Annotated in this window: 12 protein-coding genes and 6 pseudogenes; 12 read left to right on the plus strand and 6 right to left on the minus strand. The window is 68.4% G+C overall.

The genetic code is table 11. The features are described 5' to 3' along the window. Positions 1–45 precede the first annotated feature (45 nt). Positions 46–773, minus strand: a pseudogene (locus OG395_RS06765) (chitinase); the annotation flags it as partial. Positions 774–840: 67 nt separating this feature from the next. Between OG395_RS06765 and OG395_RS06770 the strand changes: the two are divergent. From OG395_RS06770 to OG395_RS06795, 6 genes and pseudogenes are all read left to right on the plus strand, one after another. Next, a pseudogene (locus OG395_RS06770) lies at positions 841–921 on the plus strand (hypothetical protein); the annotation flags it as partial. A 137-nt stretch (positions 922–1,058) separates the two neighbouring features. Next, positions 1,059–2,840: a sigma-54-dependent Fis family transcriptional regulator gene (locus OG395_RS06775; protein WP_327242069.1), complete on the plus strand. Its 1,782-nt coding sequence runs from the start codon at positions 1,059–1,061 to the stop codon at positions 2,838–2,840. Positions 2,841–2,913: 73 nt separating this feature from the next. Continuing rightward, on the plus strand, positions 2,914–4,410 hold the full coding sequence (locus tag OG395_RS06780) for an aldehyde dehydrogenase family protein (protein ID WP_327242070.1): 1,497 nt from the start codon (positions 2,914–2,916) through the stop codon (positions 4,408–4,410). 15 nt (positions 4,411–4,425) lie between these two features. Further along, positions 4,426–5,481 (plus strand): NDMA-dependent alcohol dehydrogenase, encoded by a 1,056-nt coding sequence (locus tag OG395_RS06785; RefSeq protein WP_327242071.1) that lies wholly within the window; start codon positions 4,426–4,428, stop codon positions 5,479–5,481. Next, the gene (locus OG395_RS06790; RefSeq protein ID WP_327242072.1) at positions 5,414–6,280 is read left to right on the plus strand and encodes an ABC transporter substrate-binding protein; all 867 of its coding nucleotides are present in this window, start codon (positions 5,414–5,416) and stop codon (positions 6,278–6,280) included. Before OG395_RS06785 ends, OG395_RS06790 begins: the two co-directional genes overlap by 68 nt. Before the next feature lie 286 nt (positions 6,281–6,566). After that, positions 6,567–7,964, plus strand: coding sequence for an IS1380 family transposase (locus tag OG395_RS06795; RefSeq protein ID WP_327242073.1), 1,398 nt, complete (start codon positions 6,567–6,569; stop codon positions 7,962–7,964). Between the two features lie 149 nt (positions 7,965–8,113). Here the strand turns inward: OG395_RS06795 and OG395_RS06800 are convergent. Next, positions 8,114–8,299 (minus strand): annotated as a pseudogene (locus OG395_RS06800) (IS982 family transposase); the annotation flags it as partial. Positions 8,300–8,574: 275 nt separating this feature from the next. Here OG395_RS06800 and OG395_RS06805 point away from each other — a divergent pair. From OG395_RS06805 to OG395_RS06820, 4 genes and pseudogenes are all read left to right on the plus strand, one after another. Beyond that, positions 8,575–8,868, plus strand: a complete 294-nt coding sequence (locus OG395_RS06805; protein ID WP_327242075.1) for a muconolactone Delta-isomerase family protein — start codon at positions 8,575–8,577, stop codon at positions 8,866–8,868. 156 nt (positions 8,869–9,024) lie between these two features. Next, complete coding sequence (locus OG395_RS06810; RefSeq protein WP_327242076.1) at positions 9,025–9,915, plus strand: NAD(P)H-binding protein; 891 nt, start codon at positions 9,025–9,027, stop codon at positions 9,913–9,915. A 122-nt stretch (positions 9,916–10,037) separates the two neighbouring features. Next, positions 10,038–10,385, plus strand: a pseudogene (locus OG395_RS06815) (transposase); the annotation flags it as partial. A 227-nt stretch (positions 10,386–10,612) separates the two neighbouring features. Then, positions 10,613–11,698, plus strand: coding sequence for an integrase core domain-containing protein (locus OG395_RS06820; RefSeq protein WP_327242077.1), 1,086 nt, complete (start codon positions 10,613–10,615; stop codon positions 11,696–11,698). Between the two features lie 83 nt (positions 11,699–11,781). On the opposite strand, the gene OG395_RS06825 is transcribed toward OG395_RS06820, so the two are convergent. Then, a complete protein-coding gene (locus tag OG395_RS06825; protein ID WP_442818521.1) occupies positions 11,782–12,747 on the minus strand; it encodes a helix-turn-helix domain-containing protein in 966 nt (321 codons plus the stop codon). A 209-nt stretch (positions 12,748–12,956) separates the two neighbouring features. Between OG395_RS06825 and OG395_RS06830 the strand changes: the two genes are divergently transcribed. Continuing rightward, positions 12,957–14,636, plus strand: a complete 1,680-nt coding sequence (locus tag OG395_RS06830) for a carboxylesterase/lipase family protein (protein WP_327242079.1) — start codon at positions 12,957–12,959, stop codon at positions 14,634–14,636. 292 nt (positions 14,637–14,928) lie between these two features. Continuing rightward, positions 14,929–15,075, plus strand: a pseudogene (locus OG395_RS06835) (IS630 family transposase); the annotation flags it as partial. Between the two features lie 19 nt (positions 15,076–15,094). Here OG395_RS06835 and OG395_RS06840 read toward each other — a convergent pair. From OG395_RS06840 to OG395_RS06850, 3 genes and pseudogenes are all read right to left on the minus strand, one after another. Beyond that, positions 15,095–15,556: a GNAT family N-acetyltransferase gene (locus tag OG395_RS06840; RefSeq protein ID WP_327242080.1), complete on the minus strand. Its 462-nt coding sequence runs from the start codon at positions 15,554–15,556 to the stop codon at positions 15,095–15,097. Positions 15,557–15,995: 439 nt separating this feature from the next. Beyond that, positions 15,996–16,211: pseudogene (locus OG395_RS58135) on the minus strand (DDE-type integrase/transposase/recombinase); the annotation flags it as partial. Between the two features lie 16 nt (positions 16,212–16,227). Next, the gene (locus OG395_RS06850) at positions 16,228–17,424 is read right to left on the minus strand and encodes an IS110 family transposase (RefSeq protein WP_327242081.1); all 1,197 of its coding nucleotides are present in this window, start codon (positions 17,422–17,424) and stop codon (positions 16,228–16,230) included. Positions 17,425–17,646 lie beyond the last annotated feature (222 nt).

Raw genomic sequence — 17,646 nt, forward strand, 5'->3', positions numbered from 1 at the left:
CCGCCGGCCGGCGGTCACGGTGCGGTACAGGGCGGTACGGCGCTCCAGACCGGCAATGTGGTTCGTGTTCGCCCAGTCACGGATCTGGGTCCAGGTCGACGGTGAGGTCGTCTCCTGCTGGTCGGAGAGACCGTTCATGCCCGAGATTCCGACATGGGCGTACGCGGTGGCGTCGTCCCGGCCGAAGGTCGACTTCAGCTTGCTCTTCAGGCCGTTGGCGGCGTTGACGGTGTTGCCGTACATGTCGGCGCCGCCACCGAAGTCAAGGGCATGATGGTGAACACGTCGATGTCCGCGTTCAGCGCCTTCGACTGCTCGATGAGGCGGTTGCCCCAGTAGGTCGGGCCGGTGGTCGAGGTGCCGAAGGTCAGGATCGTCTTCAGGCCGGGGTTGTTGGCCTTGACGGTCTTGAGAGCGGTGAGGATCTTGTCCTGCACGGCCGCGTTCTCGAACTCGTCGGTGTTCTCGATGTCGACGTCGATGGACTTCAGCCCGTACGCGTCGATGACCTTCTGGTACGCGCCGGCAAGATCGGCCGCGGTGGCGCAGTTCGGTCCGAGCTTGTTGCCCGACCAGCCGCCGATGGACAGGACGATGTCACCGCCCGCGTTGCGGATCGCGTTGATCGTGCTCTGGTCGGTGCCGCCGGTGAGCGGGCGTTGGCCGTCCCAGGCCGGGTTGCAGCCGCCGGAGGAGAGGATGAAGGCCATGGTGAAGGTCTTGATCCCCGTCGCGCTCATCACCGAGGTCGCGCTCGGCGGCTCGACCTGCCCGGCCGCCTGAAGCTCGGCCACGTCCTACGCCCCTGGTGACGTCGTCTCGTACGCGGGCCACAAGTACACCGCGACCTACTACTCGACGGGCGCCGTGCCGAACGACCCCAGCTCCTGGGCGGTGTGGCGCGACGACGGCGCGTGCTGATCCGCCCTGTCACATGGGGGGGTGACGCCCTGGTGACGGCATGACCGCGTGTGGGCCTCCACCTCTCCTTCTGGGGGTGGTGGGGGCCCGCCGCCTTCTGTATCTGTGAGCCCGCAAGGCCGCGATCGGAGGAAAACATGCGAGTACCGGACGACTCATTCATCACGGAATCGCGGCTGCGGCCGGAGATCTCGCAGTCCTGGCGACGGTCCCTGCTCAGCGGACTGCGCCCGGACGCCTCCCTCGACCTGACACCACGCGACGACTTCGACCGGCGAGGACGGCTGCTGATCGCCGCCGCCCCAGTACTGGACCAGGTCGCCCAGGAGCTGGACGGAACCGGGTTCGGCGTCCTGCTCGCCGACTGCCGGGCACGGATCGTGGCACGCCGATTCGGCGAGACCTTTCTGGAGTCCGCCTTCGACCGGGCTGGGGTGGTCGTCGGGAGCCAGTTCCTGGAGGAGACCACGGGAACCAACTCGATCTCCACCGTGTTCGAGCTGCGCCGCGGGGTGACCGTGCTGGGCGAGGAGCACTACATCGAGTCCCTGAAGACCTTCTCCTGCTACGGGCATCCGCTGATCAGCCGGATGACCGGTCGCCTGGAGGGCGTCCTGGACATCAGCTGTCCGGCCGAGCTCTCCAACCCCTTGCTCGCCCCCTTCCTCACCCGGGCCGCACGCGAGATCGAACAGCGACTGCTGCACGGAGCCCGGGAAGCCGAGCAGCGTCTCCTCAGCGCCTACCAGAACGCATCAATCGGCGGCCGACGGACGGTGGCCGCCCTGAACGAGGGCGTCGTCATGGCCAGCACCTCGGCCATGGAGTTGCTGAGTCCATCCGACCACGCGGTCCTGCGGGGCATCGCTGGCGAGCTGCCCTCACGTGGGCGGCCCGCCCGCCGTGAGCTGGAGCTCTCCTCCGGGCGCACGGTCGTCGCCGACTTCCGGCCCGTCCCCGGGACCGGAGGCGTCCTCGTCGAGATCCACGACCCGGCGGAGCACCGGACCGCGGTGCCGCGCGGCCGAAACGGGAGGGCTGCGGCCGCGGCGGGAGAGGCGAGGAACTTCGAGCGATACCGGGCGGCCCGCAGGCCCGTACTGATCAGCGGAGAGCCCGGCAGCGGCAGGACGAGCACCGCCGCCGCGCTCACGGAGGGCCATGTCGTCCGCCGGCTGGACGCCGTGGAGCTGATTCGCACCGGGACCCCTGACCTGGCCGTCCGCCTCGCCGACTACGACGGCGCGGACGTCGTCCTCATCGAGGACGTCCAGCTGCTGCCCCCCGAACTCGTCACCCAGGCGGCCCGGCTGCTGCAGCGACCGGCCGGTGGTGACGGGCCCGTCCACGAAGGCCCGTGGACCGTCCTCACCAGCGCCCCCGTCCCCCGGCTGCCCTCCGAGCACGCCGCGCTGGCCGCCCGCTGCCTGACCAGGATCGAGCTGCCACCACTGCGCGCCCGGCGCGATGAACTCCCCTCCCTTATACCGGAATTGGTCGGCCAACTGCGTCCCGACGCCCGGTTGCGGTTCACGCCGGGAGCACTGGAGGCCCTGGCAGCGCACCCGTGGCCGGGCAACCTGCACGAGCTGCGGGAGGTACTGCTGCACGTGCTCGACCACCGCTCGGCCGGTGACATCACTCCGCGGGACTTGCCGCCGGCGCTGCGGGCCGCACCGCGGGTGCGGCGGCTGAGCATGCTGGAGCGTGCCGAGTACGAGACGATCGTCGCCGCACTCCGCGACTGCGCGGACAACAAGGTGCACACCGCGCGCAGGCTCGGGATGAGTCGGGCCACGTTGTACCGGCGGATGCGGGCCCTGGGCATCGACGGCAACGCGACGGCCGGGGCACCCGCACGGACACAGGCACCGGCGCCCACGGCGGTGTCTCAGATTGCGACAGTTACCAGCAGGTGAACGGGAGGATATTCCCTGTCACGCCCGTGTGACACCGATCGCACGGAGCCCCTCTTCCCTTCTGGAGGCTGGTGTGACCGACCTTTCCCAAACCCTGCTGTCGAAGCCCGTGCGGGACTTCGTCTCGACCGAGCGGAAGCTGCTCATCGGCGGCGAACGGGTGCCCGCGCTCAGCGGCGAGACGTTCACGACGTACGACCCGGCGACGGGCAGCCGGATCACCGAGGTCGCCAAGGGCGGCGCGGCAGACGTCGACCGGGCGGTGGCCGCCGCCCGCAAGGCCTTCGAGGAAGGCCCCTGGCCGCGGATGACCCCCTCGGAGCGGCAGCGGATGATCTGGCGCATCGGTGACGCCCTGCTCGAGCGCGCCGCGGAGTTCGGACAGCTGGAGGCGCTGGACAACGGCAAGTCGGTGGCCGTCGCCCAGGGCGTGGACGTGGTCTGGGCCGCCGACCTGTTCCACTACTACGCTGGCTGGGCTACGAAGATCGAGGGCCGTACGGTCCCGGTGTCGGTTCCCTGGGTCCCGGGCGGCCAGTTCCACGCGTACACGCTGCGCGAGCCGGTGGGCGTCTGCGGGCAGATCATCCCGTGGAACTTCCCGCTGCTCATGGCCGCGTTCAAGATCCCGGCGGCTCTCGCGGCCGGCAACACGGTCGTGCTGAAGCCGGCCGAGCAGACCCCGCTCACGGCTCTGCTGCTCGGCGAGGTCATCAGCGAGATCCTGCCGCCCGGCGTGGTCAACATCGTGACCGGCTACGGGGACGCGGGTGCGGCCATCGCCGCCCACGACGGGGTGGACAAGGTGGCGTTCACCGGGTCCACCGAGGTCGGCAAGAAGATCGTGGACGCGGCGAAGGGCAACCTGAAGAAGGTCTCGCTCGAACTGGGCGGCAAGAGTCCGCAGATCGTCTACGCCGACGCCGACCTGGAACTCGCCATCCCCGGCACCGCCAACGCCTGGCTGTTCAACCACGGCCAGTGCTGCGTGGCCGGCACCCGCCTGTACGTCGAGGACTCCATCTTCGCCGAGTTCACACGGGGGATGGCCGACTTCGCGGCCCAGGTGAAGATCGGTCCGGGCCTCGACCCGGCCACCCAGCTCGGCCCGCTGGTCTCCCAGGAGCAGCTCGACCGGGTCACCGGCTACATCCGCCAGGGTCTCGCCGACGGCGCCCGCGCCCTCACCGGCGGCAACCAGGTCGGCGACCAGGGGTACTACGTCGAGCCGACCGTCCTCGTCGACGTACGGCCCGAGATGAGCGTGGTCCGCGAGGAGATCTTCGGCCCGGTCGTGGTCGCCGCCCCCTTCAGCGCCGCGAGCGGCGCGATCCCCGAGGCCAACGACTCCCCCTTCGGCCTGGCCGCCGGCGTGTGGACGAAGGACGTCTCCAAGGCCCACCTCGTCGCAAGTCGGCTCAAGGCCGGCACGGTCTGGGTGAACTGCTACAACGCCTTCGACACCGCCCTCCCCTTCGGCGGCTACAAGCAGTCCGGCTGGGGCCGCGAGCTGGGCGAGGCCGCCCTTGAGCAGTACACGCAGACGAAGGCCGTCAACATCCAGCTGTAGGGAGGAAATGTCGTCATGAAGACCCGAGCCGCAGTACTCACCGAGATCGGCAAGCCCTTCGAGATCGTCGAGCTCGACCTGGACGATCCCACCACCGGCGAGGTGCTCATCCGCTTCGTCGCCGCCGGGCTGTGCCACTCCGACCTGCACCTGAGCGACGGCGATCTACCTCCTCGCTTCCCCATCGTCGGCGGCCACGAGGGCGCCGGAATCATCGAGAAGGTTGGCCCCGGCGTCACCAAGGTCAAGCCGGGCGACCACGTGGTCTGCAGCTTCATTCCCAACTGCGGCCACTGCCGCTACTGCTCCACCGGCCGCCAGAACCTGTGCGACATGGGTGCCACGATCCTGGAGGGGAGCATGCCCGATGGCACCTTCCGCCTCCACAAGGACGGCACCGACTACGGAGCCATGTGCATGCTGGGCTCGTTCTCCCAGTACGGCGCGATCTCCGAGCACTCGGTGGTCAAGGTCGACCCGGAGCTGCCGCTGGAGACGGCGGTGCTCGTCGGCTGCGGCGTGCCCACGGGCTGGGGCACGGCGACCAACGCTGGCGGGGTCCGCCCCGGCGACACCGTGGTGATCTACGGGGTCGGTGGACTCGGCATCAACACCGTGCAGGCCTCGGTCGTCGCGGGCGCCAAGAACGTCGTGGCCGTCGACCCGATCGCCCTCAAGCGGGACACCGCGATCAAGATGGGCGCCACCCATGCGGTGACCACCGCCGAGGAAGCCCAGCGGCTCGTCACGGACCTGACACTCGGCCAGGGCGCCGACCAGGCCCTGATCCTGGTGGGAACGGTGACCGAGGAGGTCGTCTCCGCCGCCTTCGACGTCGTCGGCAAGGGCGGCACCGTCGTGGTCACCGGTCTCGCCGACCCGGCCAAGCTGACGGTGCACGTATCCGGTGCGGTCCTCACCCTCTGGGAGAAGACCATAGCGTCCCGGTCCGGCCGACGGCCGGACCGCATTCGGCACATCGTCACCCCAAAGGAAGACGTTCATGCACATGATCGATCTCGCCTACGTCGGGCGGGGCCCGCACGAGGAACTGGTCACCTACATCGCTGACCAGCAGGACTTCTACGCCGACGAGGGCGTCCACGTCGCACTGCGAGACGGCTGCACCTGGGACGCGGAGCGGCTGCGCCGCGGCGCAGTCATCGGACTCGGCCGGACACTGCTGTCCCGGCTGAACGATGGCATCCCCTGGGTCGCGCTCAATGTCAACACCGCCCGCCCGCTGTTCTGGTTCCTCGCCCGCTCCGGCCTCACCTCCCTGGCCGACCTGGCCGGCCAACGGCTGGCGGTAACCCCTCCTCGCACCGGCCCCGGGGTCTTCACCCGGATCATTCTGCGACAGGCCGGTCTCGACCCGGACCGCGACGTGCAGAGCATCGTCCGCTGGCCCGGCGACTACAGCATGGACCTGCGCCGGCTGCACAACGGGAGTATCGACGCCGCCGTGGTCGGCGACACCATGGCACCGGAGGCGATCGCCGCCGAGCACGGCTGGCAGTTGCTGGCCTTCGTCGGCGACCACTTCCAGATTCCCACCGTAGGCGTGGCTGTCGACCCCACCTACACCGACCCGGAGGACCCCGCGGTCCAGGCGGTCGTACGAGCCCACCGGCGCGCCCTGCAGGTGATCCACAACGACCCCGACACCACGGTGCGGCACCTGCAGACCTTCCTCGGCCGACACACCGCGGACGAAGTCCGAGCGCACTACGAGAAGTTCATCGCACCGTATTTCACCACCGACGGCCAAACCGACCTCGCCGCCGCCGACACCGCGATCACCACGGTCGCCGCCGAACTCGGCGTCCCCGCCACCTTCACCGCAGCCGAGTTCTACCGCACCGTTTAGAGCCTGTCGGGTGACCTCTGATCGGGCGGCCACGCCCTGGCACGCACGCTTCCCGCGTTGCCGAAATATCCTAGTAGCTCCGCTACGAGGACATCCCGTCGCCTTGGAATCGCACGCACCAGACCGCGTCCGCTATCCGATCGAAGGTCACCCGACAGGCTCTTAGCCTGAATCCACCGGCTGTCCCGGGTCCTGTGGATAGAGAAATGAAGAGAGGTGCCTGCTGACCTGCGAAGATGGGAGTTACCACACCACCATCACGCGCTATCAGCAAGGCACCTCGTAGATGAAAGTTTCTCACACCCCGGCGGCGGTCTCCGCTGCGTTCGATGACCGGAATCTGATCGCGTATGCGGGGCTGGTCCCGGTGATGCGGCTGGCCGAGCGGTGCGGTCTTTCGCGCCTGGTGGCCGAGAAGGTGAAGCTGCCCGGGGCGGGCAACGGCGCGGGTGCGGCGGCGGACGCCAAGGTCACCAGCATCGTGGGCGGTATGGCCGCGGGCGCGGACAGCATCGACGACCTTCGCCTGCTGCGGCACGGTGCGATGCCGGCCGTGTTCGACGGTATCCGGGCCCCGTCCACGCTGGGCACGTTCCTGCGCGCGTTCACCCACGGTCATGCTCTCCAGCTCCACGCCGTGCACCGCAGGTTCCTCGGCGCGCTGGCCGCACACACGCCGCTGCTGCCGGGCGCCGGTGTGATGGCGTTCATCGACGTCGACTCCACTCATAAACGGGTTTACGGGCGGGCCAAGCAGGGCGCGGAGTACGGCCGGTTCAAGGGCATCCGCACTCTGCACCCGTTGCTCGCCACGATCTGCACCCCGCACTCCCGGCCGGTGATCGCCGCGGTCCGGATGCGACGCGGCAAGGCAGCAGACTCCCGAGGCGCCCCGAAATTCGTGAGCGAGGCCCTGGCCACCGCCGCCGAGGCGGGCTGCACCGGCATGCGGATCCTGCGGGCGGACTCACAGTTCTACAACGCCGGTGTGATCGCAGCCTGCCGCCGGGCCGGAGCCCGCTTCTCCATCACCACCGGCATGAACCCGTCCATCAAACGGGCCGTCCTCAGCATCCCCAACCAGGCATGGCAGAAGATCAGTTACCCGAACGCGGTGGAAAATCCAGACACCGGTGATCTCATCTCGGACGCCGAGGTCGCCGAGATACCCGCATACACCGCGTTCGCCAGCCGCAACAAGAGTGAGCGCGTCACGGCCCGGCTGATCGTGCGCCGGGTCCGTGACCTGGCCAAACCCACCGTCGTGGGAGAACAGGGCGAGCTGTTTCCCGTCTGGCGCTACCACCCCTTCTTCACCGACAACCCCGCCGGGACACTCCAGGCCGAACGAGAACACCGCCACCACGCGGTGGTGGAACAGGTCATCGCGGACAGCAAAGCCGGAGCTCTGGCCCACCTGCCCTCCGGGCACTTCCACGCCAACTCGGCCTGGCTCATCTTGTGGGCGATGGCTTACAACCTGCTGCGGGCCGTCGGAGCACACACCTCGGCCTTCCACGCGAAGGCGACCACCGCCACGCTCCGGGCCCACCTGGTCCACGTCCCGGCCCGGATCGCCCGCTCAGCACGGCGCATCACCCTGCACCTGCCCCACAACTGGCCCTGGCAGCAAGCCTGGACGCATATGTTCGCCATCACGCACGGCCCACCGGGACTGATCTGACACCCCTGTCCACCCCGCCCTCAAGGCCCGACCGGAACCGAACCCGTGGAAAAGCTGGGCAGACCAGCAGATACCACCTGCCCCAAACCGAGCACCAGCTCAGAAAACCGTTAGAAGATCCTTTTCAATCCAAGCCGGTGGATTCAGGCTTAGTCGTCGAAGGTAGTCAGTGAGCGGCTGACCACCTGGCCGGTCTGGAAGATGCACCACACCGCGGCGGCAAGTGCCCCGACACGCTGGGCCACACCTACGACGGCACCCTGGATGGCGCGTGCTCCGTGGTTTTGCAGGTCGAGGGGCACTTTCGCAGTGTCGTTGACCGACGCGATGAGCTCCGGATCGGCCGGGACCCACAGGATGGGCATTCCGGCCGGGACGCATACCAGGGACGGCAGGTCTCCGGCATACCGGTCGCCGCGACCCGATCGCCACCCAACCGGTCGAAGATGCAGTCGTAGACCTCCAGGCGGCTGGCGCACTCCACAGAGCGGCGTGTTTGCGTGCGGGCAGAACCGACTCTTCCGGCCCCCTCAGGACCCCTCACAGACAGTCGCGACGCCCTGCGTCCCCCGAAGAAAGAAGCCCGAAGAAAGCAAGAGAGGAAGAGACCATGAAAGAGTTCCTGGTCGAGCTGACCGCCCGTGTGCCCGAAGGGACCGACCAAGCAGAAGTCGACCGGCGCCGCGCCGCCGAAGCTGTGCGAGCCAAGGAGCTCGCCGCCGAAGGTCACTTGTTCCGGCTGTGGAGCCCGGTCGGGGAGGACCGTGTCATCGGCGTGTGGCGCGCCGACGACGAGGCGGAGTTGCGTGAGAAGGTCCTCGGAAGCCTGCCCCTGTGGCCTTGGGCGACGGCGGTGATCACCGCCCTGCAGCCGCACCCCGACGATCCGGACCTGACCGGATGAGTCTTCCGGTGTGGCACCTCACGGCCACCACTCGCTGTGCCGATCAGGGCCACCGCACTGAAGCGGGAGTCCATGCCTTGAGGTTGAGACCGTTCGCTTACCGAATCGGAGACAGGGGTTCCGCGATCGACAGCGGCCCCGGACGGAGGGAAACCCATGTCTGAGAAGAACCATGCCACGGTGGCAGTCACCGGGGTGACCGGGGCGCTGGGCAGCCGGATCGCGGCCCGACTCGCCGGCCATGGCGTCCCCCAACTCCTCGTCGGACGCAGCCCCGACCGCATGCCCGAACTGCCAGGCGCCCAGCGACGAGGCCCGGCCGCCTACGCCGATGCCTCCGCCATGCGCAAGGCGCTCGAGGGCGCGTCGACCCTCATCCTGGTCTCCGGACACCGCACGGGGCGCCGGCTGGAGGAACACGCCACCGCGGTCGAAGCCGCGATCGCGGTCGGCGTGAACCGGGTCCTGTACGTGTCCCTCGTCGGCGCAGCGCCCGCCGCCACCTACACCAACGCCCGCGACCAGTGGCTGACCGAACAGTTCCTGGCAGGGGCCGGGATCCGCCACACAGTGCTCCGGGCGGGCTTCTACACCTCGACGCCGGCCGCCCTCGCCAATGAGGAGTTCGTCGTGAGCGGCCCCGCGAGCACCGGCCGGGCCGCGTTCGTCACCCACGAGGACATCGCCGACGTGATCACAGCCGTCGCCCTCGACGAGGGTCCCCGATCCGAGCACGACGGCGCGACCCTTGAGATCACCGGGCCCGAGGCCCTGACCCTCGACGATGCGGTCACCAGGATCGCCGCAGCCACCGGCCGGCCCTACCGTTTCGAACCCGAGACCCTTGAGGACGCCTTCACACGGCGATGGCGACTGGGCATGAGCGGGGAACAGATCGAGACCTGGATCTCGTGGTACCAGGCGATCGAGAGGGGCGAGATTTCCCTGGTCACCGACGTCGTCCCCCGGCTCACCGGCTCACCGGCGACCCCGATCTCGGACGCAGCCTGGTGGCCCGCGCCGAAGACAGCGCGCGGTACCCGCTAATCTCGCGCTTTGACGAAGCGGGCTGTCCGGCCACTGATCAAGAAAGCAGAAGGTGCCTCTGACCAGTGAGAATGAGGATTGCTGAGGTCTTTGTTCCCGCCGCCATCGGAGGCACTTCCCAGGTGAAGAAGCGTATCGGGTCCTACCCGCGTGTCCGCGTCGAGGCCGGCGGGGCCGTGGTCTCGCAGGCGGGAGCCGTGCTGCTGGTCGACACGGTCCGCAAGACCGGGCTGGACCAGGCGATATCGGCGGCGCTGTCGCCGTGGCGCAAGCCCCGTGCGGTGCACGATCCGGGTAAAGTCCTGCTGGATGTGGCACTCGCGGTCGCACTCGGCGGAGACTGCCTTGCTGACGTGGGAATTGTGCGGGCCGAACCGGGCGTGTTCGGGCCGGTGGCATCCGATCCGACCGTCTCCCGTCTCATAGACACCCTCGCCACGGCGGGAGACAAGGCTCTGGCGGCAGTCCGCTGGCGTGGCGGGCGGCTGACCGGATTGACGGTCCCCTCGGCCAGGCCCTCACCGCCTGGTACGGCGAACTGGAACGCCGCTCCTCCCAGCCCGCCGCGACAGCCGGGGCGAGGTGACGGCCGCCATGAAGCGCACCTGTCCCGCTCGGAAATACGATTTAGCGGCTGTGGCCTGCACGTTTGCTGATCCTGGCGACAAGGCCTCGACTGGCCTGCGACGATCTGCGGATGTCGCTGTCGGTCGTCGCCACGCTCGTCCGGAATCTGATCACCGTGCCCGCTGCCGTACTGCGCAGCCGTATGGCCAAGGATGCGGAAGTTCTCGCGCTCCGGCATGAGAACGCGGTGCTGCGCCGGCAGATCGCCCGGGTCTGCTACGAGCCCGCCGACCGGATCTGGCTCGCCGCATTCTCCCGGCTGATCCCGCGCGAACGTTGGCGCCAGGTCTTCGCGGTCACCCCCACCACACTGCTGGCCTGGCACCGTCAACTCCTCGCCCGCAAGTGGGCGTTCACCCAACGCCGCCGCCCCGGCCGACCCTCCACCGAGCCCGCCGTCAAGCAACTCATTCTGCGCCTGGCCCGCGAGAACCGCACCTGGGGCCACCGCCGGATTCAGGGCGAACTCGCCCGCCTGGGCTACGCGATCGCCCCGTCCACAGTCCGGGAGATCCTGCATGCCGCCGGCATCGACCCCGCCCCGCAGCGCTCCGGGCCGACCTGGCGCCAGTTCCTCACCGACCAGGCCCACGGCATCATCGCCGCCGGCTTCCTCCACCTCGACACCGTGTCACTCAAGCGCCTCTACGCCCTGGTCGTCATCGAGCACGGCACCCGGCGCCTCCACCTCGCCGGCGTCACCGCCCATCCCACCGCGCAATGGACCGCCCAGCAGGCCAGGAACCCCGCCGTGATCCCGGACCGCCGCATCGACTCGCTGCGATTCCTCCTCCGGGACCGGGACAGCAAGTACACCCGTGCCTTCGACGCCGTCCTCGAGGCCGACGGCGTGGAGATTCTGCTCAGCCCACCACGGGCACCCAAAGCGAACGCGATCTGCGAGCGAGTCGTGGGCACCCTCCGCCGCGAGCTCCTCGACCGCATGCTCATCTACAACGAGACCCACACGGTGAAAGCGCTGACCGAGTACATCCAGCACTACAACGGACACCGTCCCCACCAATCCCGCCAGCAGCTACCCCCGGACAGCGACCAACCGTCCAACCCGGCCGCCATCACCGACCTCCAGGCCCACCGGATCCGGCGACAACCCATCCTCAAAGGATTGATCAACCAGTATCACCGCGCCGCCTGACCAAACGACACCACCGCAGCTCACAGCGCCGAATCGTATTTTCGAGCGGGACAGGTCTTGCACCTCCTTCGATTCACCGCGCCTCACGGCGCACCAGCGCCTCGTGGCGCACTGACAGGGTCCTTACCGGCACCCCAGCTTCCGTGCCTGGTCGCAGCTTTCTTAGAGGTCGGGCCCCTCGAAGTCGAAGGTGCACTGTCGGCTATCGAGATCGACAGTCCGTCGGTAAGCCATCTATGAGCCACCGTCATATTCAGCACGCGCCCGCCGGTGACGGTGCCGACCAGGGCCCAATAGCGTTCCAGGCGGGGGTCGAAGCCGGATGACCTCGACACCAGCCCATGCAGGTATTCGCGGAAGGCGGGGGTGTCCAACTCCCGCCGGGCTCGTGCGTGGGCGGATACGAAAGCGTTCACCGCATCCCCGGCGCTGGGCGGCAGACCCTGGGCCAAAGCGGCGGCCGTCAGAACGGCAGCATCGTCGATCTCCCCGTAGAAGGCCGGGGCGTCCCTCATCTCTTCGTCGTGGTCCTGGGTCCAGCGGGTGAAACTGGGTGTGGAGACGAGCAGATGAAGCTCGGCGTAGGCCAGTACCGTAGCGGGATCGGGGTCCTGCGGCGGGTCGGGTGACAGCATGGCGATCATGATGTCGAGCCGGCGCTTGGGCATGGCCGCGGACAGCTCGCGATACCAGTGATCGGTGAGAGTGCGATGCGCCTGCGGGAGCCGCTGCACGCGAGAGAGGATCTCCAGACGTCGGAGCCGGTCCTCGCTCGGGCAGTCGTCCAGAGACTGGAGTGTGGCCTGGCGCCACCGCAGTTCGGTTAGTCGTTCCTGCACCACTTCGAGCTCGGTTGCCACCAGTTCGCCGAAGGAGCACTCACCGGTGACCACCTGCGTGATGGTCGCGATCGGAGTGTCCAGCGCCCGTAAACGCCTGATGAGACGGATCCGCTCCCACGCCTCAGGACCGTAGCGTCGATGACCACCGGCGCTACGGCCAGCCACAGGCAGCAGACCGCTGTCGGAGTAGTAGCGGAGGGTCTTCACCGAGACCCCCGTTCCGGCAGCGAGTTCACCGATGCTCCACGTGTCTTGCGTCACAGGCTCTTGAACCTCCAGCGCGCGGGAGGTCCTAGCGTACTGAGCACTGACCGCGTCAGTCCGTACCGTTCCCCACCGCTCGGGCTTAGTACCGGCCTGACCGGCCTCGTCCGATCCCGTCCGACCAAGAACGGTGGGTACGTATGTCCCCGACCATGACAGCACCGCGTCCATGCCGAAGAGACAGGCTCCGTGCGGTGCTCTTCCCCTTGCTCTGCGCGGTGGCACTACTCGCAGCCACCGCCGTACCGGCGACCGGCGCACACCCCCGTTCCCCGCACTCCGCAAGACAAAGCGGTACCGTCGTACGGACCGACCACGGCCTGATACGCGGCGTGTCAAACGGCTCGTACACTACCTTCGGCGGCGTTCCCTATGCTGCGCCGCCGACCGGACCGCTGCGCTGGCGCGCACCGGTGCCCGCCGCCACGTGGCATGGTGTCCGGGATGCAACGGCGGCGGCTCAACGCTGTGTGCAGATGCCGACACCAGGTGCGGGCGCGGTCCTTGGGTCGGAGGACTGCCTCTACCTCAATGTCACGATGCCGACGCCAAAGCCTGCCGGGCAGAAGCGGCCCGTGCTGGTGTGGATGCACGGCGGTGCGTTCCTGGGCGGTTCTGGCAGTGACTACAGCACCGAACAACTGGCGGTCCGGGGTGACACGGTCGTCGTCACGGTCAACTACCGGTTGGGTATTTTCGGTTACTTCGGCCACGCCGGGTTGGGCTCCGCCCCACCGTTCGGCCTGGCGGACCAGCAGGCCGCCCTGCGCTGGGTGCGGGCGAACGCGGAGCGCTTCGGCGGTGATCCGGGCAGTGTCACGCTGTTCGGTGAGTCCGCAGGCGCCCTCAGCATCTGTGCACACCTCACCTCGCCGACGGCCGTCGGACTCTTCCAGCGGGCCGTGCTCCAGAGCGGTTCCTGCCTCATGTCCTTCCCACGCGGCGCTCTCGGGCCCGGAATACCGGCGTACGAGCCGTTCGCCTCACAGGGCGATGTCCAAACGGCCGGTGCAGAAGCCGCCCGGCAACTGGGCTGCACAGCGGGCGGTGGAGATGAGGTGCTGGCGTGCCTGCGCGGGCAGAGCACGGATCGCCTCGCCACCGCGCAGCTGATGCAGTCCTTCAACCGGCCCGCCTTCGGCAATACGCTGCTGCCCGTGGCGCCGGACCAGGCGTTGGCGTCGGGACGCTTCCACCGCGTGCCGATCATTCAGGGCACCAACCACGACGAGATGCGGATGTTCGTCGGCCTGTCGCTCGCCGCGTTCCCGATCCGCACCGAAAACGACTATCGCGCCCGTGTGGTGGACGCCTTCGGGCTTGCAGCCCCAGCCGTCGAGGCACAGTATCCGGCAGCACACCACCCCACGCCCGCACTGGCCTGGGCCGCGGTGCTGACCGATCGATCCCTCACGTGCACCACACTGGCAGCCGGCCGGGCTATCGCCGCTCATGCCCCCGGCCTCCCCCTCTACGGCTACGAGTTCAGCGATCCGGACGCTCCTGTCCTCACCGGTCTGCCAGCGAACCCGGGCTTCCCCTACGGGGCGGCGCACGGCTTCGAGATGCCGTTCCTGTTCTCCTCCTTCCCCACCGAGCGACCACTGACCGAAGCCCAGCGCGCCCTGTCGGACCGGATGGTCGACTACTGGACGAACTTCGCGCACACCGGCAACCCGAACACCCCCGACGCCCCGCTCTGGCCTGTCCTCCGCCCTTCGTCACCTCTCGCGCAGTCGGTGCAGTCGTTGGCTCCCGGACCAGGCGGAATCCACCCCGTCGATGCGTATTCCGCACACCACTGCTCGTTCTGGGACCGCCTGCCGCAGTGACCCTCCGCGCGTACAGGACCAGGACGGCCCCGGCGCAGAAGCTGATCAGTCTCGTCAGCCACCGGACCGGCCGACTGCACCGGGTCCAGGCGCTCGTCCCCGGCACAGGCCGGTGCTGGCGCCTGCTGGCCCCAGGCAGCCGTCTGACGCGCTTCCTCACGCTCCCTGTGGCGCCGTTCTTCCTGGCGCAGTCGGCGCTCTCCGTCGCGCGCGTGCCAGGCGTCGACGTCGTTGGGGTTGGCCAGCGCGGCGGGCAGGTCTTCCCACTGGCCGTGTCCGCACCGCCACCACGTCGAGGGCCCCGCACGCCTATCTGCGCTGGCGCAACACCAACACCCGCCACCCCGACGTTCTGTCTGCCCAGAGGCGTGAACGTGCCCGCATCCGCAGCGAGAAGGGCATCCGCTGGGGCGGACGCCCCCTGCCGGCGGCCGCGTGATCGGTCCTCTCAGCGGGTCCTACTCGTGAGGCTGCCAGGTGTAGCGGACGTCCGGCTCACGTTCCTCATTGCGCAGTCCGTCGGTGTGCTCAACTGCAATAAAGCCGTGCCGCTCGTAGAACCGTCTGGCTGGTCCGTTGACCTGGAACGTCCACAGTCCCAGTCCGCCGGGCCGCTGCTGCTTGGCCAAGGTCATGAAGCGGTCGCCTACACCCCGGCCGCGCCACGACGGGTCGAGGTAGAACTGTTCGAGTTCCTCGTCATCGAGTACCAGGAGCCCGATTACGGAGCCCTCGGCGATGGCTACCCAGATCTCCTGCTGCGGCACGACCACGTAGGAAAACCAGTCCCGTACCTCGTCGTCGCCGTGCGCGCGGCGCACATTCGGCAGGGCAGCGGTGAAGGAACGCAACCACACGTCGGCTATGTCGGCCGCATCAGAGTCATCCGCACGCCGAAATACAAGCTCAGCACTGTTCACAGGGCGCGACTATCGCAGATGAGTGATCCTGACGCATCCGGATTTCGAGGTCGCTGCCCATCAAACGATCACTGACACAGCCGGTTGTCACCCGCCCAGACATCCCGGTGAACCTATGCGGTCAGAGCACTAGCCCGCGCGGTCGCTGCAAACCGCAAGGGCCACGCCACCATCGGGGCCCTGGCCCCATCCCCCTGGCTCTTCGCCGGCGGCCAGCCCGGACGGCCGATCAGCACCACACAGCTGACACAGCGCCTGAACCAGCTCGGCATCTGGCCCAATGAGGCCCGCAGCACCGCGCTCTTCCAGCTCGCCACCGAGATCCCCGCCGCGATCCTCGCCCGCACCCTGGGCATCCACACCGACGTCGCCGTCGCCTGGCAACGTCTCTCCGCGGGCGACTGTGCCACCTACGCCGCCGAAGTCAGCCAGCGGCCAGTCAGAACAGATCAATCCCCAGCATCGAATACATGATCATGTCCCGACGCTCCTCACCCACCTGCTGCCAACTGCGAAGCAGGCCCTCACGGCGGAAGAACCGCCTGGCCGCGGCCTTGTCGCGGCGGTTCTGGACGAGGATGTTGCCGTCCTGGTCGACGGCTCGCCACAGGCACTTCTGCACCCCGTTGATCTTGATGAAGACCTCGTCCAGATGCTTCCCAATGCTGATGTCAAGCCGCCGCTGTCACTGGGGGTGTGACCTGGTAGCACCGTCGGTCACGAATCAGGGCCCACAGGACGTTGACGCGACGGCGTGCGAGCGCGAGGACGGCCTGGACGTGGCGTTTCCCCTCGGCGCGCTTGCGGTCGTAAAACTTCCGTGAGTTGGGGTCTCGTTGGACGCTGACCAGCGCGGAGATGTAGAAGACGCGCTGCAGACGACGGTGGTATCTCGTCGGTCGGTGGTCGTTACCGCTGACCTGGCCGGAGTCGCGTGGGGCGGGGGCCGTTCCGGCGAAGGCCGCGAGCCGGTCGGCCGTGGGGAAGGCGTCCAGGCTGCCGCCGACGGCAACGAGGAACTCGGCACCGAGGATCGTGCCGATGCCGGGCATGGACTGGATCACGTCGGCCAGTTCGTGTTCGCGAAACCGGCCCTCGATGAGTTTGTCGGTCTCGGTGATCTTCTCGTTGAGGGTCATCACCTCCTTGGCGAGGGTGTGCACCATCGTCGCGATGGCCTTCTCACCCACGACGGCGGTGTGCTGGCGCTCGGCGGCTTCAACCACCTTCTCGGCGAGGGAAGCAGCGTTGCAGACCTTGCGGTTGCGCAGCCAAGCGGTCAGCCGCCGGCTGCCCACGCGGCGGATCGCTGCCGGTGTCTGGTAACCGGTCAGCAGCACCATCGGGCCGATGTTACCGAGGTCGAGGGCCCGTTCCAGGGCCGGGAACATGCTGTTCAGCAGGGCCCCCAGCCGGTTGGTGGTGCGGGTGCGGTCGGCGACCAGATCGACGCGGTGGTCGGTCAGCAGCCGCAGCTCGAGTGTGGCTTCGTCGCTGGGGCGGATCGGCTGCAGGTCGCGGCGCATCCGTGCCTGGTCGGCGATCACGCGGGCGTCACGGGCGTCCGTCTTGCCCTGGCCTCGGTAGCTGTCGGTGGCCCGGTTGACCGCGATACCGGGGATGTAGACGAGCTCCTGGCCATGGTTGACCAGCAGGGCGATCAGCAGGCCGGGCTCGCCGCCGGTCATGTCCAGCGCCCAGGTCGTCTTGCCGCCGTCGGCGAGGTCCAGGACGTCACCGATCAGCTTCAGCAGTTCCGGCTCGTCGTTGGCCACCCGACGCGACAGCAGCGTGTCGCCCTCGCTGTCCAGGACCAGGCAGTGGTGGTGGGTCTTGCCGCAGTCGGTCCCCGCCCATATCCGGCTCATCGTGCTCCATTCGGTCGTACTTGCCTTGCGTACCACGGACGACCTCGCCGGCATTGCTCTACACAGCGACTTGTTCGCACTTCCCAATCGGCGGCCGAGTCGTCGTGGGGAGCCAGGCGGCCAAGCACCTGAAGCCACGAACGGCAGCCACTTGTCAGCCACACCCAGCTCCCCTGGGTGTCCTCACCCTACGAACGGGAGGATCAACCCGTTCAAGAAGGT

This window comes from Streptomyces sp. NBC_01320 (assembly GCF_035974375.1).
Lineage (GTDB): Bacteria > Actinomycetota > Actinomycetes > Streptomycetales > Streptomycetaceae > Streptomyces > Streptomyces yanii.

What these genes read in the sequence shown, in the direction of transcription:
- OG395_RS06795 (WP_327242073.1), top strand. Translation starts at nt 6,567, where the DNA reads ATGAAAGTTTCTCACACCCCGGCGGCGGTCTCCGCTGCGTTCGATGAC.
- OG395_RS06830 (WP_327242079.1), top strand. Translation starts at nt 12,957, where the DNA reads ATGACAGCACCGCGTCCATGCCGAAGAGACAGGCTCCGTGCGGTGCTC.
- OG395_RS06775 (WP_327242069.1), top strand. Translation starts at nt 1,059, where the DNA reads ATGCGAGTACCGGACGACTCATTCATCACGGAATCGCGGCTGCGGCCG.
- OG395_RS06785 (WP_327242071.1), top strand. Translation starts at nt 4,426, where the DNA reads ATGAAGACCCGAGCCGCAGTACTCACCGAGATCGGCAAGCCCTTCGAG.
- OG395_RS06820 (WP_327242077.1), top strand. Translation starts at nt 10,613, where the DNA reads ATGTCGCTGTCGGTCGTCGCCACGCTCGTCCGGAATCTGATCACCGTG.
- OG395_RS06810 (WP_327242076.1), top strand. Translation starts at nt 9,025, where the DNA reads ATGTCTGAGAAGAACCATGCCACGGTGGCAGTCACCGGGGTGACCGGG.
- OG395_RS06790 (WP_327242072.1), top strand. Translation starts at nt 5,414, where the DNA reads ATGCACATGATCGATCTCGCCTACGTCGGGCGGGGCCCGCACGAGGAA.
- OG395_RS06850 (WP_327242081.1), bottom strand. Translation starts at nt 17,424, where the DNA reads ATGAGCCGGATATGGGCGGGGACCGACTGCGGCAAGACCCACCACCAC.
- OG395_RS06805 (WP_327242075.1), top strand. Translation starts at nt 8,575, where the DNA reads ATGAAAGAGTTCCTGGTCGAGCTGACCGCCCGTGTGCCCGAAGGGACC.